Origin of the sequence: Arthrobacter pascens (genome assembly GCF_030815585.1) — a bacterium.
Taxonomy (GTDB): Bacteria; Actinomycetota; Actinomycetes; order Actinomycetales; family Micrococcaceae; genus Arthrobacter; species Arthrobacter pascens_A.
Genome location: NZ_JAUSWY010000001.1, coordinates 1,956,043 through 1,972,149 on the forward strand (window position 1 = coordinate 1,956,043; position 16,107 = coordinate 1,972,149).

Sequence of the window (16,107 nt, forward strand, 5' to 3'; positions counted from 1 at the left end):
CGTTTATTCTAGTCGCAGTGGCCAACACCGGTCAAAGCGCAGGCAATCCCGAAGGGGCCAAATGACCTGCTCAGAAGTGGGTGAGGCAATGGGTGGCCCGCTCCACCGCAAACATCTGCCAGGCCTTGAATGCCGCACCCTTGGTGTTCTCGCGGATCCGGCCGGCCGCCACCAGCGTCACTGGGCAGACTGCGCCGAGATAGATCGATGACAGGGCAGCGACGTCCAGCGCCAGGTCTGCCGCCTCGCTTTCCGGCACGGGCACGACGGCGGCCTGGCCGCCGGTGACGTCCAGTGCAAAGGTTCCAGCCGCGAGTCCCAGCGGGTCATGGACTTCCAGGACCAGCCGGCCGTCCGCGGGATAGTGACGCGCCTCAAGGGCCTTGCCTACGTCCAGAATGCGGAGCCAGAGCATGTCCCTGCTGTCGGAGGAGTCAATACAGCGGGGGTCGGACAGCGCCCAGGTCAGCGGGTCATCCAGCGGTGCTTCCTCCCAGGTCACCCGCTCCACCAGGTCGATGGCAGCCAGGAACTGCCACAGCTCCAGGTACCCCTCGTTGCTGGCCGCCACGAGGTCCATTACCTGCACGGTATAGGGCTCGGTGTCCCACCCTAGGAACTTATAGGAGACATAGCCGTCAACAGCTCCGTCGGGTCCATAGTGCAGCGCCACCTTGACGGCCGGATCTTCCTTACCGTCGCGACCGAGGGAACCTGAGGCCCCTTGGCGGTACCACTCCTGGCGGCCCATGGACCCTGGAGTCAGCCGGTGCACCCGGTCGAACACCTTCGGGGCCAGGTCCAGCAGCACCTTGGGATCTGCGATTTCCACGCTTCCCACGGCCTGGTGACGGACGCTGAACCGTGCGCTGGTGTCCACTTTCACGGTACGTTCGAAGCTGGCCACGCCGAAACCAAACCGCCCGTAGATGGTTCCTTCAGACGCCGTGAGGGCAGCCATTGCCACACCGTCCTTCCGAGCCAGTTCCAGGTCCTCGGACATCATCCGCCGCAGCAGGCCCCGCCGCCGGTGGGAGGTACGCACCGTCACCGCCGTGACCATCTGGGTTTCCAGCAGGCGGCCGAAACCGATGTTGAGGGTCTTGCGGAGCGTGCCGAACGTGGCGACGGGCACATCCGCCGGCAGCGATCCGGCGGCCACCTGGCGCGTCTGGTACGCCCCTGTCAGGACGCGCTGGTCCACCCGGTATGTCTCGAGTGACCTCGCCACGTGCTCCGGCGTCCTGGTTGATTCGTGGAAGCCGAACGCCACCGCCCGGATCCACGATTCGGCTTCGGCAAAACCCTCTTCGCCCTCGGATGCCGCGCCGAAGCGCCGGATTTCATAGTCACCACTCAGATCAGCCACACGGCCGAGCCTAACCAATGGATCCTGCGCCTGGCCAGCACTGCGTTCCACGTGTCGCCGGCCACTGGCAATTCCTACGGGCTCCCCGGCCGGACCAGGCCGGTCTCGTAGGCAAGGACCACCAGTTGGGACCGGTCCCGCGCGTTCAGCTTCGCGAGCAGCCTGCTGACGTACGTTCGCGCTGTGGCCGGGCTGATGAACAGCTTCTGGCCAATCTCCTGGTTGGACAGTCCCCGGCCGATCTCGGTGAGGACTTCCCGTTCGCGTTCGGTCAGGGCCAGGAGCGGGGCCACATCGGCAGGCCGGTGCTGCCCCGCGGCCACAGACTGCATGACCCTGCGGGTGATGGCAGGCGAGAGGAGGGCATCCCCGGCAGCCACCGCCCGGATAGCCTGGCGCAGCTCAAGCGGGGCGATGTCCTTAAGCAGGAATCCTGCGGCGCCCAGCCGGATGGCGTCGAAGACGTTCTCGTCCTCGTCAAAGGTGGTCAGGATCAGCACCCGGACACCGGCGAGCTCGGGGTCGGCCACGATCCGGCCGGTGGCGTCCAGCCCGTCCATCACCGGCATGCGGATGTCCATCAGGACCACGTCGGGAAGATATTCCCTGACCTTCTGCAGTCCCGTGGCACCGTTGGACGCCTCCGCGGCGACGGTGATGTCACCGTCGTGCTCTGCGAGTGTCCGCAGGCCGGTCCGCACGAGCTCCTGGTCGTCCACCACAACAATCCGAATCATGGGTCCAGTCTTGCCGGTAGCTGGGCGTGGACAGAAAAACCGTCCCGTGAGGGACCTGCGGTGCTTACGTAGCCTCCCAGGGTGGTGGCACGTTCGCGCATCCCGATGATCCCGTGTCCGTTGGAGGGTTGGTTCGAGGTTCCGCCCGCGGCCGCTTTGCCGTTGTCCGTCACTTCCAAGGTCAGGACGCCATTGTCCACGGCGGCTCCGATTTTAACAGCCGAGGCGCCAGAGTGGCGGAGCACGTTCGTCAGAGACTCCTGGATGATGCGGTAGGCAGCGGCGTCAATGGTGATGGACAGCTCCCCCGGTGCGACGCTCATGGCCAGGTCAACCTCCAGGCCGGTCTCCCGGGCTGCTTCGGCCAACTTGCCCACGCCGCTGAGCCCCACCGTTGAGCGGAGATCGTCCTGGTGCGGCGTGCGGAGCAGCCTGACGGTGGAACGCAGCTCCTTCATCGTCTCCGAGGCGGCTGCGCGGATCTGTTCGACAGCGCGGGAGGCGGCGCCGTCGTCGTGCCCTATCGCTTCGGCCGCCACATTGCTGTGGAGCGAGATGACGGACATCGTGTGGCCGATCACGTCATGCAGGTCGCGGGCCATCCGCATTCTTTCGGCATGCACCAGCCCTTCCGCGTGCCGGACGCGTTCAGCTGCCGCGAGCGCGTTGAGCCGGTCTTGCTGGAGACGGGTTTCGCGCCGCATCCGGACCACGACGCCCAGCGCGATGCCCGCCGCCATCAGGGCAATGTTGGTCACAAGTTCATAGCTGATCAGGTAGGACTGCGGCAGGCCCTCGCTGATCCGGAAGTATGCGGAAACGGCCACCAGCACCGCGCCCGCCGTGGCTGCCTCCCCAGTCCTGTCCTGTTCGGCGGCCGAATACATCGCCGCTACCGCCGGCAGCGAAATGCCGATAGGCGGAAAGCCGAGCGCGTAGTAGGTGAAGATCCCCAACACGGTCAGGACCAGGACGGCCAGGGGGTAGCGGCGGCGGACCAGCAGCAGTGTGCCGAAGCCGGCGGCGAAAAGATAAGCAGGGAGGCTGGCCCGCCCCGTTTCTTCCAGGTCCGCGAGAATGACGACGGCGACGGCAAGAGCCATGGATACCGCCAGGACTGCATCCGTCACCCGCGGTCCGGCGTGCCGCGCGTTAGCCGCGGCGCTCCGCAACGTGCCCATGGTCTTCATGGTTACATCGTAGGAGGCTGCGCGCAGGGACGCGTCAGTACGACGGCTAGGGCTTTGCCGCCTCCTGACGACATCCGCCGTCGACAATTGCCTACGTACCCAAGCGACCGTGGGCCGATGTGCCCGGACTCTGGCGTCCATACCGTTGAAGGCATGAAACACTCCCTCCGCTGCGCGCATCCCGCTGCGCGTGCGGCCGCCGTCGCAGTGGCCCTCACGCTGACCGGATGCAGCTCCCCCGAGATCGATGTCCCCGCGGATTTCGGGCAGCCGCTGATGATCCCACCGCTGGCGGAATCACACGTGGATGCGAGCGGGACCCGGATATTCGACCTGACGGCCCGGGGCGGCACCACCGAGTTCACGGCGGCCGGTGCAACGGAGACCATGGGCTATAACGGAACCTTCCTCGGGCCCACGTTGCGCGCTGCCCGCGGCGAAAAGGTGGCGGTGAATGTCACCAACAGTCTGGCCGAGGCCACCAGCGTGCACTGGCATGGCATGCACTTGCCGGCGGCAATGGACGGCGGCCCGCATCAGGAGGTCGCGCCCGGCGCCACGTGGCGGCCGGAATGGATCATCGACCAGCCGGCTGCAACCCTCTGGTACCACCCGCACCCGCACGGTAGGACCGAGGAACAGGTGTACCGGGGACTTGCCGGGATGTTCATCCTGGATGATCCCGACACTGCTTCCTCCGGCCTGCCCGGCACCTATGGCGTGGACGACATCCCGCTAATAGTGCAGGACAAGCAATTCACCGCTGACGGTCAGTGGTCATTGAAGAATGACGGCAATGAAATCGGCGTGCTCGGGTCCACCACCATGGTGAACGGCAGCATCGGCGCCGTCCAACAGGTCACTACTGAGCAGGTCCGGCTGCGGCTCCTGAACGGATCCACCGCACGCATTTACAATTTCGGCTTCGCCAATGACCGCCCGTTCCAGGTCGTGGCCACGGACGGCGGGCTGCTGCAGGCGCCGCTGGAACGGCGGAACATTCAGCTCTCCCCCGGCGAACGGGCCGAGATTGTGCTGTCCCTTGCGCCCGGTGAGGAAACCATGCTCCGCTCCTCGAAGCCGGACCTCGGGGCCGTGGCCGCGTCCTTTGCCTTCGGCGGCGAGGATTCCTTCGACCTCCTGAAGCTCCAGGCCGCACCGGTTCTCCAACCGTCGGCGAAGATATCCCCGCGCCTTGCAACATTTGCGCCCGACGAGGAGGCTGCCTCGGTGACCCGGTCCTTCACGCTGGCGGGCCGCGAGATCAACGGCCGGAAGATGGACATGGACCGGATCGACCAGACCGTTGCGTTGGGCGCCACCGAAATCTGGGAGGTCCGGAGCCGAAACTCGTTCCCGCACAACTTCCACATCCACGACGTGCAGTTCCAGATCCTCAGCATCGACGGCGCAGAGCCGCCGGAACACCTCGCCGGCCGCAAGGACACCGTGTACCTGTCCCCGCGGAAAACGTACCGGCTGATCATGTCCTTCGAGGACTACGCCGATCCGGACGTCCCCTTCATGTACCACTGCCACCTGCTCCTCCACGAAGACGAGGGCATGATGGGCCAGTTCACGGTGACTGATCCGGCCGCAGATGCCGGGGTGAGCAAGCCGGGCCCAGATCACGACAGAGGCCACGCAGGGCACCGCCACTGACAGCTTAACCATCTCGGGTCGATCTGCAACTAAGGGGTTGCTATTCCTTGAGATTTAATGCAACTATATGGTTGCACCAATCGACCGAAAGGAACAGAATCATGACCATGACAGCCAATCAATCCTCGGTAGTAGACAACGGCGAATTCACCGTGACGCGCACCATCACCGTCGCGGCTCCGATCGAGAAGGTGTGGGCGGCGATCACCGAAGCCGAGCACATCGCCCGATGGTTCGGGCAAACAGCCGTGCTCGACGAAGTCGCCATCGGCGCCGGTGGAGTCTTTTCGTTTGAGGGATTCGGCGCGTTCCCGGTGCTGATCGAGGAGCTCGACCCGCCCCGGATGATCGCCTACCGCTGGAGCAACGAACAGGCAATGTCGGACACTGCCATCGACCCCGACCACTCGACAGTATTCCGGTTCACCCTCAAAGAGCTCGACGGCGGTACTCAGCTAACGGTCGTCGAATCTGGCTTCGACACCCAGGCCGACCCGGCCGCCAGCATGGAGAGCCACCGAACGGGCTGGGACTCGGAGCTGGACGAACTGGTCAGCTACCTCGAGGGCGGCTCGTGACCACGGCCCTGGTTCCGGTGTTCGCCGCGCTCGGGGACGAGACCCGGTGGAACATCCTGGCGGCCCTCGGCGAGGGCGATGCGTCGGCGTCGACCCTCGCCGGGAGGCTCCCGGTCACACGGCAGGCAATCGCCAAACACCTGGCCGTGCTGCAGGAGGCCGGACTCGTGGAATCCGTGCGCGTCGGCCGCGAGCTACGCTACCGGGTGCTCGGCGCACAGTTGAGTGCGACCGCGCGGCGCCTCGACCGCATCGGCGCTGAGTGGGATCGCCGCCTGGCCACGATCAAGCGCATCGCGGAAGAGATGTAGCACGGTTGCGCCCGAGCCGGCCTAGTGGCCGGCGTCGTACCAGCTGGGACCGACGCCGATCTGGACGTCCAAGGGAACGCTCAGGTCCGCGGCGGAGCCCATCTGCTCCGTTACGAGCTTCTCCACTGCCTCCCGCTCCCCGTTGGCCACCTCAAGCACCAGTTCGTCGTGCACCTGCAGGAGCATCCGTGATTTGAGTCCCTGGGCGGCCAGTTCGTCGTGAACGCCCAGCATGGCCCGCTTGATGATGTCCGCCGCCGATCCCTGGATGGGCGAGTTCAGTGCGATGCGCTCCGCGTTCTCGCGAAGCTGGCGGTCCGTGCTGGTGAGGTCCGGCAGGTAGCGGCGGCGGCCCTCGATGGTGGCTGTGTAGCCGTCGATCCGCGCCTGGTCCACTACACCGCGGAGGTAGTCGCGAACGGCGCCGAACCGGTCGAAGTAATCCTTCATGAGCGTCCGCGCCTCATCGACCGAAATCTCCAGCTGCTTGGAGAGCCCGAATGACGTCAGCCCGTACGCCAGGCCGTAAGACATGGCCTTGACCTTGGAACGCATGGCGCTGGTGACTTCTTCGGTGGGGACATGGAAGATGTTGGAGCCCACAAAACGGTGCAGGTCCTCCCCTTCCTTGTACGCCTGGATGAGGCCGGCGTCCCCCGAGAGGTGTGCCATGATCCGCATCTCGATCTGCGAGTAATCGGCGGATAGCAGGCAATCGTAGCCGTCGCTGACCACGAAGATGCCACGGACCCGGCGGCCTTCCTCGCTGCGGATCGGGATGTTCTGCAGGTTGGGGTTGTTGGAGGAGATCCTGCCGGTGGCTGCCACGTTCTGCGCGTATGTCGTGTGGATCCGGCCGTCGTCCGTGACGGACTTCTTGAGGGATTCCAGCATCTGGCGCAGCTTCGAGGACTCGCGGTGTGCCATGAGCTGGACCAGGAATTCGTGCCCGGTCTTCTCCAGCAGGTTCTTGAGCGACGCGGCATCCGTGGTGTAACCGGACTTGATCTTCTTGGTCTTCGGCAGCTGGAGTTCCTCGAAAAGGACAGTCTGGAGCTGTTTCGGCGATCCGAGGTTGACCTCATGGCCAATCGCCGCGAAGGCGAGCTCCTGCGCATTTTCGATCACCTTGGCGAGATCCGCGAGCTGGTCGTCCATGCGCGGCATGTCGATGGCAATTCCTGCGAGCTCCATGTCGGCCAGGACCCGGCTGACGGGCAGCTCCAGGGTGGCCAGCAGGTCCGCCGCCTTGCGCTCGGTCAGTTCCGAGGCGAAGAAGCGGCTCAGGGCCTGGACCACCGCGGCTACCCGCACCAGCGCGTCCGCTGCCGCGGCGTCATCGCCGTCGAACGACAGCTCAAGCTGGCCCGCCTTGGCGGTCTCGGACGAAATGCTGATGTTCAGGTGGTGCTGGGCCAGTTCGGCGAGCTCATAGGTGCGGCGGTCCGGCTCGATGAGATACCCGGAAATTGAGGTGTCATCGACCACCCCTTCGAGGCCCAGGCCACGGCTGGAGAGGGCTTTTAGCGCTGCCTTGTAGCCGTGCATGACCTTCGGGGCTTGCTCGTCCCGCAGCCAGTCCGCCAGGACGTTTTCGGCTGCGGCGTCCTGGCCAGCGAGGTCGATGTAGACGGCGGCGTCGTCACGGACGATGGCCAGTGCCGCAGCGTCTTCGCCAATCCGGCCGGGCACCAGGTCAACGGCGACGGCCGACCGCTTCCCTGCTCCGGCCGCAAGGAAGGCGCCCAGCTCAGTTGCATCAGAGGGGGTCACAAAGGCCGGCGTGTCGATGCTCTCGCGCTCAGCCGATTCCACTTCGTCGCTGCTGTAGAGGGCAAACAGCCGGGTACGGATGGTCTTGAATTCAAGGTCGTCGAACAGCTGCTCCAGGGCGGCCTCGTCCGGGCGCGGTTCCGCGAGATCGTCCAGCGTTACCGGGAGATCGAGATCGGTGTGGAGCCTGTTCAGCCGCCGGTTGCGTTTGACGTCCTCAACGCTTTCGCGGAGGGCGTCCCCAACCTTGCCGCCGATGGCGTCTGCGTTCTCCAGGACTCCTTCCAGCCCGCCGTAGAGGTTGATCCATTTGGCTGCCGTTTTGGGTCCGACGCCCGGAATGCCTGGGAGGTTGTCCGCCGACTCGCCCACCAGCGCGGCAAGGTCGGAGTACTGCGGGGGCGTCACAAAGTACTTCTCCTGGATGGCAGCAGCGTCCAGCCGGGGAATATCGCTGACACCCTTCCGGGGATAGAGCACAAAGACGTTGTCGGTGATGAGCTGGAACGCGTCGCGGTCGCCTGTGACGAGGAGTACCTCGTAGCCTGCCTTTTCCCCCATGGATGCCAGCGTTGCCAGGATGTCGTCCGCTTCGTAGCCCGGCATCTTGATTGTCTTGATGCCCCACGCGCCCATGACCTTGTCGATCAGGTCGATCTGGCCGCTCATTTCCCGCGGGGTCTCGTTGCGGCCGCCCTTATATTCGCTGTATTCGGCCTTGCGGTGCGTGGTTTCGTCCGAGACGTCGAAGGCTACCGCAATGTGGGTGGGCTTCTGTTCCTTGATGAGGTTAATGAGCATGGACGTGAATCCGTGGATCGCGTTGGTGTGCTGCCCCTTGGTGGTGGAGAATTTGTCCGCCGGCAGGGCGAAAAACGCGCGGAAGGCCATGGAGTGCCCGTCCAGCACCAGCAGCCGCGGCTGGTCCGTAAGCGGGATGACGGGAGCTTCGGTGGCGGAAAGCGACCGGCTGGCCAGGGGCGGAACCTTCACGTCCTGCAGGGCGGCATCATTTTGCAGGGCGACGTTGCCCTCGAGGGCAGCGGTCTCGGACGGGAAGGGGGCCGGTTTGGTAGTTTCACTCACAGGTGCCAGCCTAGTTCCCATGATGGACAATTTCACGCCCGGCCCCTTTACTGACGAGTTGGTCACGGCCGGCATTCCGGAACACCTTCACGGCTGGCTCGGTGAGTTCGGAATCGGTGCCCTGGTGGTAAAGATGGGAATCCACTTCCTGGAAATGAGCCCGGAACGGACAGTGGCCACCATGCCGGTGGAGGGCAACACCCAGGTGGCGGGCATCCTGCACGGCGGCGCCCACGTGGTCCTGGCCGAAACCCTGGGGTCATTTGCCGCGGGGATGCACGCTGGAGCAGGCCGCCATGCCCTCGGCATCGAGGTGAGTGCAACCCATCACCGTGCCATTGCCGCGGGAACGGTGACGGGAACATGCACCGCAATCCACCTGGGCCGGACCCTGGCAACCCACGAGATCGTGATAACCGATGAAATGGGCCGCCGGCTCTCCACCGCCCGCATCACCAACATGCTGCGGGACAACGGCACTACGGGGGGCTGATTTTCGGCCCCTCAGCCCCCGGCCGGCTTGTCTCCGGAGCTGAACTGGTATCGCAGTTCCACAACTCCCCGGCCCAAGGTGCGCGAGGCAGTCAACTCCAGCGGCGGCGTCGGGCCCTCCAGCGGCAACAGCCGCTTGCCATCCCCCAGCACCACGGGAATGACCGAGAGGATGAGTTCGTCCAGCAGGCCGGCGTCGGCGAACTGCGCGGCGAGGTTGCCGCCGCCCACTACCCAGACATTCTTGCCGCCGGCGTCGTCCTTAAAGTCCTGGACGAATTCACGGACGTGGCCCCTGACGAACGTGATGTCCGATCCCGGCGGCGCGGCGTACTCGTGACGGGTGAAGACGTAGCAGGGCGTGGACGGGTAAGGCCAGTTTCCGGGCTCGTGCTCCATCAGCCAGGCGTACGTTTCGCCGCCCATAACGATGCAGCCCACCCCGTCCATAAACGTGTCGTAGCTTTCCTTGCCGCCCTCGAAGCCGTCAAACTGCAGGAGCCAGGCCAGGTCGTCTTTTGAGGTGGCGATGAAACCGTCGAGGGATGAAGCCACAAAATACTGGATGCTGGACATGGATCCAGCCTAGCCATGGGCACCTGCCCTGCACAGAGCGATGGCCGCCCGGATCACCGGACGCGCGCGGGCTACTTGCTGAAGTACGGGATGATCAGGTACAGGCCGAAGAGGACGGCCAGTCCGCACAAGCCGAAGCAGATGTACGCCAAGGAACGCTTCACGCGCGGCGAAGGCTGCTCGGTGTCGCCGGCGATGGCCGTGAGCCTGACGCCGAGCGAGTAAAGGACCACCACGGTCACGGCCGAAACCAGCGTTGCACCGCCGACGGTCAGGAGTTCCAACCACTTCATCGCTGAGTATCCTCTGGCTTGTTCGCCCTGGCACGGGCCCGGGCGATGGCTTTCTTTTTGGCGAACCGGACGGCCTGCCCGGCTTCCTCGACCTCCACGGCATTGTGGTGGCCCACCTGGGACTTACGGGAGTAGAAGAACATGAACAGTACGGCGGCGGTTCCGGCGACGGCGGCAATCACCACGCCCACAACGCCGGTCTTGACGAGCAATGCAGTGAGTGCGCCCACGATGCCGGCGGCCGGGAGGGTAAAGAGCCAGCCAAGTGCGATCTTGCCCACCATGTTCCAGCGCACTGTGGTGCCCTTGCGGCCCATTCCGGAGCCGATGACGGAACCGGAAGCCACCTGCGTGGTGGACAGAGCGAAGCCCAGGTGGGAGGACGCCAGGATCGCCGAAGCGGTGCTCGTCTCGGCGGCGAATCCCTGCGCCGGCTTGACCTCGGTGAGTCCCGATCCCATGGTCCGGATGATGCGCCAGCCGCCGGCGTACGTGCCGACGGCTATGGCCAGCGCACACGCCGCGATGACCCAGAACTGCGGTCCGGTTCCCGGGGCCTGCGTGCCGGCGGCGATCAGGACCAGGGTGATGATGCCCATGGTCTTCTGTGCATCGTTGGTGCCGTGCGCCAGTGCTACCAGGCTGGACGTGAAAATCTGCCCGGTGCGGAAGCCGCCACGTTTCTGCGTGAGTTTGCTGCCGGTTTCCGGATCGTGACGTGCCGTCAGCCCATACGCCAGCCGGGTGCAGGCGTAGGCAACGATGCCCGCAATAAGGGGTGCAAAAATAGCCGGAAGGATGACTTTCTGGAGCAGGGTCTCCAAGTTCACCGAGTTGAAGCCGATGCCCGCCACCGCCGCACCGATCAGGCCGCCGAACAGGGCGTGCGAGGAACTTGAGGGGAGGCCCTTGAGCCAGGTGATCATGTTCCAGAGGATGGCGCCCATCAGGCCTGCGAAGATGATGTCCGGCGTGATCTGGACACCGTCTGAACCTTCCCTGATGATGCCGCCGGAGACGGTCTTGGCCACCTCCGTTGACAGGAAGGCACCAACCAGGTTCAGGATGGCCGCGAGGGTCACTGCAGTCTTCGGCTTGATGGCGCCCGTGGCGATAGGGGTGGCCATCGCGTTGGCGGTGTCGTGGAAGCCGTTCGTGAAGTCGAAAAATAGTGCCAGTGCGATGACCAGCGCCACCATTAAGGTGATATCCACCTGTTGCCCAATCTGCAGAGTCGACGTTCAGCAGTTTCTTTCCTCCGCCTGCTTGCACAGCATAATTCACCAGTCGTTCATGTGAAATGAGTTGTGGTGGTTGCAGAACCGGCGTGAAACCTTATCGATCGTACGCGTCCGCGGCATGAGGTCAAAACACCGGCTGTTCCAGAAATGATCTGACGGCTGCGAGCTCGCCTGGCGAGATTCCCCGCCGCGGATCGGGAGACACCATGAGTATGCGCGGCCCCAGGATCCTCGCCCATGCTTGCGCCTCCTGCTCAAACCGGAGCTGGTCGTCGATCCACACCAGGGCGTCGGCGCGTGACGTGTCCAGGTCGTCCTGGATGGCACGGAGTTTCCACCAGCTCACGCCGGTTCCTCCGCCGTCGGCCGTTTAGTACGGCCACCGGCCGGCGTCGAGCCCGATGGCTGGGCACAGGTATTCGGGTGCCAGGTCCTCCCAGCTGGTGAGCCATACGCACCGCAGGCCTGCCAGGGCAGCGATTCGGTTAAGTCCGTCCACGAGCTCCTGGGCATAAGCGACGGAAAGGAGCCCGGCGTTGGCATGGTTCCAGTCGGAGCCCCACTCGGTCCGGCCTGCCGGACCGAAGGGGCAGATCACGCCGTCCACGTCCAGGTAGAGGGAGATGCTCTTCACGCTGGCCTCCCTGACACCTCAGCGCTGGGGGAAGTCGGACGGGTGACCGGGCTCCAGCATGGGTGCCACTTTCTCCTCCAGTGCAGCAACTGTGGCGTCCGGAAGGACGATGAGCCCGTCCAGTTCACGGCGGGCCCGTTTGTAGGCGGACTGCCGTTCGGCCGGCGTTGCGGCGGCATTTTCGGCAAGCCGCAGCAGCTTGCGGGCGGTGGCCAACCGCTCACGCTCCGGCCCCGTAAAGTTGGTGTCCCTGATCCGCCTTGCTTCCCGCTCGGCAACGGCAAAGGCCACTTCGAAGCTGTTCACTGCCGCACGGTAGGCCTCGAGCCGCGACGCTGCGGTCAGGTCCTTGGCCGACGAAGGACGCAGCCCGTCCGCCTCCCGTTTGGCCCTCAGGAAGGCCACCGTGAGGGGTTCGCGGACGTCAGTCATCAGTGGAAAGTCGATCAGCTTGCCGACGTCCAGTTCATAGTCCAGCCAGCGCCGGCTGACGGCGTCGTGGGCCGACATCAGCAACTCCACCTCGGCAACGGCCACCTGCTCGGCCTGAAGGGACTGGTTCCGCAGTTTGTAGAGCTCCACCCTCCGCTGGTGCCGGCGTTCAGTGGATTTTTGCCACGACCGGGCCCAGCCGCCCATCACCCCGCTGAGGGGGAAGACCAACCACCAGTAATGGGCCACAAAATCGAAGAGGGGCTGCACGCTTCTATCGTCGCATCGCGTGCACCCCTCCTCAAGGACCGATCGTCCGGGGCCGGGAGTCAGGCGGACAGCACCTTGGACCGCCCGCCCGAGACCGTCGGAGTACCAGGCTCAGCCTGGCCGTAGAGCCAGTCGCTGTACTGGTAGTTGCCGTCGCCTCGGCTCTTGAACAGCAGGTTCCGCAGCGTCCGGGCCAACCCGGAGACGTGCCAGGATTCGCCCCAGATGCGGGCGCTGCGCTGGATGCGGGCGGTGCGGGCTGCGCGTTTTTTGTTGAACTGGTGGATGGCCTGGTCCCAGGCGCCGGCGTCAGCGCCGTCGTCGGTGAAAACCGTTCCCCGGCTGACGTCCTGCAGCACGGCCGCGTCTTCCAGGGCCTGGCAAGCGCCCTGCGCGAGGTACTGCAGCATGGGGTGTGCGGCGTCGCCCATCAGGACCAGCCGGCCGGCCACCCAGTTCTCGACAGGGTCACGGTCATACATCGGCCAGCGGATGCCGGTGGCAAGGTTCTTGAGGGCGTCCTGGACTGCAGGCACGCAGTCCTTGTAGGCAGCCTTGAGTTCGTCCACGCCGCCGTACTGCTCCTCGCCCCGCTCAAAGGAAGGCGATTTGAAGACGGCGACGGTGTTGAGCAGTTCGCCTTTGCGGAGGGGGTACTGCACCAGGTGGCAGTCCGGGCCGAGGTAGACGATGACGTCTTCGAGGTCGGCTTTGGGCGTGTTCTCCGTAATGGGGACGGTTCCGCGGTAAGCGACGTACGACGACGACACGGGGCCGTCCTGCGCCACTGCCGTCCGCAGGGTGGATTTGAGCCCGTCGGCTCCGATGACGACGTCGGCTGCATAGACGGCGCCGCTTGCGGTGTGCGCCGTGCCCCGACCGTTGACTGTTTCTACGCTCTCCACCATGACGTCGTTGACCAGTCGGACGCCGGCCGCCTGGCAAGCTTCGAGCAGGATCCGGTGCAGGTCGCTGCGGTGAATCACCACATAGGGGGCGCCGTAGCGCTCCTCAAATTCACCGCCGAGCGTCTGGCGGGTCAGCTCCTCGCCGGTAAGGGCGTCGCGGAACACCAGGTGCTTTGGCTGGACGCCGATTTCGAGGGCCTTGTCCAGGAGTCCCCAGCGCTTGAGGACCCGGGAGGCGTTGGGTGCCATTTGGAGGCCGGCGCCCACTTCGCCGAATTCCGGCGCGCGTTCAACCAGCGTGACGTCGGCACCGTTCCCGCGGAGGGCCAGGGCCCCGGCCAGGCCGGCCATCCCCCCTCCAATGACGAGGACATCGGTGGATGTTTTCCGGTCAGACATTGCTGGCTCCTACTGAGATTGGTTGGTTGGATTTGATCTTGATGCCGATGGCACCGAGCAGAACGGCGGCCACAGCGGCTGCCCCGGCGAATGCCAGGAAGTTGGAGTTGACGCCCAGGCCGGCCGCAAGCAAGAGTCCGCCCACCTGGGGTGCCGCGACGGCACCGATGCGTCCGACGCCGAGGGCCCAGCCCAGGGCGGTGCCCCGGAGATGCGCAGGGTAGTGGCTGGCGACGGCGGCAATAACCAGGCACTGCGTGCCGTGCGTTCCCACGCCGGCCAGGACCAGCATGAGATACACGGCGGCGACCGGAGGGCCCGTCACCAGGACCACGAGCGCGCCGGCAGCGACGGCGGCGGCCGCTACCGCCGTCGGGATCGGGCCGAACCTGGTGCCCGCCCAGGCGGTGATGACGGACCCCGCCACCGCGCCCAGGTTCAGGGCAAGGGCGAAGGTCAGGGCCGATCCGAGGTTGTAACCTGCCAGCTGCATCAGGTTGGGCAGCCACGTACCTAGTCCGTACCAGGCGAAGAGCGTCACCAGCGTGGCGATGGCGTACAGCAGGCTCATGCCGAGGAAGGGGGCGCGCAGCAGGGAACCGAAACCAGCAGGTTCCTTGGCCTGGTCTCCGGCACGCACCGGGGACAGTGTCTCGGGCAGGTAGCGAAGACCCAGCGGAATGACAACGAGCAGTGCCAGGACCGCGATGAGGAACATCATCGGCCAGCCGAAGGCAGGAATGAGCGGAATGCCCGCCAGCGCTGCGATCGAGCCGCCGATCGGAACGCCGGACATCATCAGGGTGGCGATGGTGGACCGCCATTTCGCGGGCACCAGTTCGGCCACCAGCGCATTGGCCGAGGGAACCAGTCCGCCCAGCCCGATGCCGGCCAGCAGCCGGAGCCCGCCGAAGACGGCCGCGTTGGGAGCGAAGGCGCACAGTATGGTGAAGACCGAGAACACGATGGCGCATCCGAGGATCGTCCGGCGGCGACCGAAGGTGTCGGACATCCTGCCGGCGAAGATGGCGCCGATCATCATGCCCAGGAAAGCCATGGAACCCACGGTGCCGGCCGTGGCCTTGGTCAGCCCCCAGCCGGTGTCATTGATCAGCGACGACTGTACAGTGCCGTAGACGATGAGGTCGTAGCCGTCGAAAACGACCAGGAGCCAGCAAACGAGCACTGCAAGGGCAGACTGCCTGGGGAACCGGGACGAGGGCCCGGCTGCAAGGTTTACGCCGGTGGTGGTCCGCTCCGGCGCTGCAGCGGAAGGTATGTGATTCATCCCACCACTGTCATGGTGGCCACTGTCGGGAAACTATACAATTCTGCCATGCAGAAGTTGCCTCTTCAGAAGAAGCCCACCTACTCCATCGAGGCGGTGGACAACGCGCTCCAGCTGCTTCAGTTGCTGCGCGACGGCGGGAGCCTCCGGCTGAAGGACGCAGCAAACGAGCTGGGGGTTGCGCCCTCCACCGCCCACCGGCTCCTGGCCATGCTGGTGTACCGCGGTTTTGCGGTCCAGGATGAATCCCGGCGCTACGTGCCGGGGCCGGCCATGGGGGCAGGCCCCGCGGGGCTGAGCTGGACGCGGCTATTGAGGGAGGTGGCCCGGCCCCATATGGAGCTGCTGTGCTCCCGGGTGAACGAGACCGTCAACCTGATGATCCGGGTGGGGACAAAGGTCCGGTTCCTGGACACGGTTGAAAGCACCAATGTCCTTCGGGTGGGCGACCGGCAGGGCACAGTGCTGCCGGCAGACAAGGCCTCGGGCGGCAAAGCGATGCTGGCCGAGCTTGACCCCGCGATGATCGATCAGCTGTTCCGCAGCCAGAACGCGGAAATTGGCGGCGACAGCATTCCGGATGCGGAGTATGCGGCCTTCCTGCGGGAGCTGGAGACCGTCCGCAGTAACGGCTTTGCCGCCAACTTCGAAGGGACCGAGGAGGGGATCAGCGCCCTCGGCATGGCTCTGCACAACGGAAAAGGCGAGGTGGTTGGAGCGTTCAGCGTGGCCACCCCCGTGGCCAGGTTCCGCAGGCTGTTCGACGCAGGGCTGGTGGGAGTGATGCTGGAAACCCGGCGGCAGCTGGAAATCGACATCGCCGCCAATCCCGCCGAGCCGGGCTAAGGGCCCACGCTGGTTTCCCGCG

Annotated in this window: 17 protein-coding genes; 5 read left to right on the forward strand and 12 right to left on the reverse strand. The window is 65.3% G+C overall.

The genetic code is table 11. From position 1 onward, the window contains the following. Positions 1 to 70: 70 nt before the first annotated feature. The 3 genes from QFZ30_RS09150 to QFZ30_RS09160 all read right to left on the reverse strand — a co-directional run bounded on the left by QFZ30_RS09150 (position 71) and on the right by QFZ30_RS09160 (position 3,296). Entirely contained in the window at positions 71 to 1,369 is a 1,299-nt protein-coding gene (locus QFZ30_RS09150) for a GNAT family N-acetyltransferase (RefSeq protein WP_373462830.1), read from the reverse strand. Between the two features lie 74 nt (positions 1,370 to 1,443). Next, complete coding sequence (locus QFZ30_RS09155) at positions 1,444 to 2,106, reverse strand: response regulator (RefSeq protein ID WP_307075470.1); 663 nt, start codon at positions 2,104 to 2,106, stop codon at positions 1,444 to 1,446. After that, positions 2,103 to 3,296: a sensor histidine kinase gene (locus tag QFZ30_RS09160; RefSeq protein WP_307075473.1), complete on the reverse strand. Its 1,194-nt coding sequence runs from the start codon at positions 3,294 to 3,296 to the stop codon at positions 2,103 to 2,105. The genes QFZ30_RS09155 and QFZ30_RS09160 overlap by 4 nt, the downstream gene beginning before the upstream one ends. A gap of 153 nt (positions 3,297 to 3,449) precedes the next feature. On the opposite strand from QFZ30_RS09160, the gene QFZ30_RS09165 reads away from it, so the two are divergent. The 3 genes from QFZ30_RS09165 (at position 3,450) to QFZ30_RS09175 (ending at position 5,847) form a co-directional block, all read left to right on the forward strand. After that, positions 3,450 to 4,958, forward strand: a complete 1,509-nt coding sequence (locus QFZ30_RS09165; RefSeq protein ID WP_307075475.1) for a multicopper oxidase family protein — start codon at positions 3,450 to 3,452, stop codon at positions 4,956 to 4,958. A gap of 107 nt (positions 4,959 to 5,065) precedes the next feature. Next, positions 5,066 to 5,536 carry an SRPBCC family protein gene (locus QFZ30_RS09170; protein WP_307075477.1) on the forward strand — a complete coding sequence of 157 codons (471 nt, stop codon included), beginning with the start codon at positions 5,066 to 5,068 and terminating at the stop codon, positions 5,534 to 5,536. Further along, the gene (locus QFZ30_RS09175) at positions 5,533 to 5,847 is read left to right on the forward strand and encodes an ArsR/SmtB family transcription factor (protein ID WP_307075479.1); all 315 of its coding nucleotides are present in this window, start codon (positions 5,533 to 5,535) and stop codon (positions 5,845 to 5,847) included. Before QFZ30_RS09170 ends, QFZ30_RS09175 begins: the two co-directional genes overlap by 4 nt. A 21-nt stretch (positions 5,848 to 5,868) precedes the next feature. Here QFZ30_RS09175 and polA read toward each other — a convergent pair whose 3' ends face one another. Then, positions 5,869 to 8,706 (reverse strand): DNA polymerase I, encoded by a 2,838-nt coding sequence (polA, locus tag QFZ30_RS09180; RefSeq protein WP_307075481.1) that lies wholly within the window; start codon positions 8,704 to 8,706, stop codon positions 5,869 to 5,871. A 19-nt stretch (positions 8,707 to 8,725) separates the two neighbouring features. Between polA and QFZ30_RS09185 the strand changes: the two genes are divergently transcribed. After that, positions 8,726 to 9,199, forward strand: a complete 474-nt coding sequence (locus QFZ30_RS09185) for a hotdog fold thioesterase (RefSeq protein ID WP_307075483.1) — start codon at positions 8,726 to 8,728, stop codon at positions 9,197 to 9,199. An 11-nt stretch (positions 9,200 to 9,210) separates the two neighbouring features. Here the strand turns inward: QFZ30_RS09185 and QFZ30_RS09190 are convergent, their stop codons facing one another. From QFZ30_RS09190 to QFZ30_RS09225, 8 genes are all read right to left on the reverse strand, one after another. After that, positions 9,211 to 9,774: a dihydrofolate reductase family protein gene (locus tag QFZ30_RS09190; protein WP_307075486.1), complete on the reverse strand. Its 564-nt coding sequence runs from the start codon at positions 9,772 to 9,774 to the stop codon at positions 9,211 to 9,213. 71 nt (positions 9,775 to 9,845) lie between these two features. Further along, a complete protein-coding gene (locus QFZ30_RS09195) occupies positions 9,846 to 10,067 on the reverse strand; it encodes a hypothetical protein (protein ID WP_307075487.1) in 222 nt (73 codons plus the stop codon). Beyond that, the gene (locus QFZ30_RS09200; RefSeq protein WP_307075490.1) at positions 10,064 to 11,281 is read right to left on the reverse strand and encodes an inorganic phosphate transporter; all 1,218 of its coding nucleotides are present in this window, start codon (positions 11,279 to 11,281) and stop codon (positions 10,064 to 10,066) included. Before QFZ30_RS09200 ends, QFZ30_RS09195 begins: the two co-directional genes overlap by 4 nt. Positions 11,282 to 11,432: 151 nt before the next feature. Continuing rightward, entirely contained in the window at positions 11,433 to 11,654 is a 222-nt protein-coding gene (locus QFZ30_RS09205) for a hypothetical protein (protein ID WP_307075492.1), read from the reverse strand. A 24-nt stretch (positions 11,655 to 11,678) separates the two neighbouring features. Next, positions 11,679 to 11,942, reverse strand: a complete 264-nt coding sequence (locus QFZ30_RS09210) for an HAD domain-containing protein (protein ID WP_307075494.1) — start codon at positions 11,940 to 11,942, stop codon at positions 11,679 to 11,681. 18 nt (positions 11,943 to 11,960) lie between these two features. Further along, on the reverse strand, positions 11,961 to 12,644 hold the full coding sequence (locus QFZ30_RS09215) for a hypothetical protein (protein WP_307075496.1): 684 nt from the start codon (positions 12,642 to 12,644) through the stop codon (positions 11,961 to 11,963). A gap of 59 nt (positions 12,645 to 12,703) precedes the next feature. Then, positions 12,704 to 13,951, reverse strand: coding sequence for an FAD-dependent oxidoreductase (locus QFZ30_RS09220; protein ID WP_307075498.1), 1,248 nt, complete (start codon positions 13,949 to 13,951; stop codon positions 12,704 to 12,706). Beyond that, a complete protein-coding gene (locus tag QFZ30_RS09225) occupies positions 13,944 to 15,239 on the reverse strand; it encodes an MFS transporter (RefSeq protein ID WP_307075500.1) in 1,296 nt (431 codons plus the stop codon). The genes QFZ30_RS09220 and QFZ30_RS09225 overlap by 8 nt, the downstream gene beginning before the upstream one ends. A gap of 48 nt (positions 15,240 to 15,287) precedes the next feature. Between QFZ30_RS09225 and QFZ30_RS09230 the strand changes: the two genes are divergently transcribed. Further along, complete coding sequence (locus tag QFZ30_RS09230; protein ID WP_307075501.1) at positions 15,288 to 16,085, forward strand: IclR family transcriptional regulator; 798 nt, start codon at positions 15,288 to 15,290, stop codon at positions 16,083 to 16,085. The last annotated feature ends 22 nt before the right edge of the window (positions 16,086 to 16,107 follow it).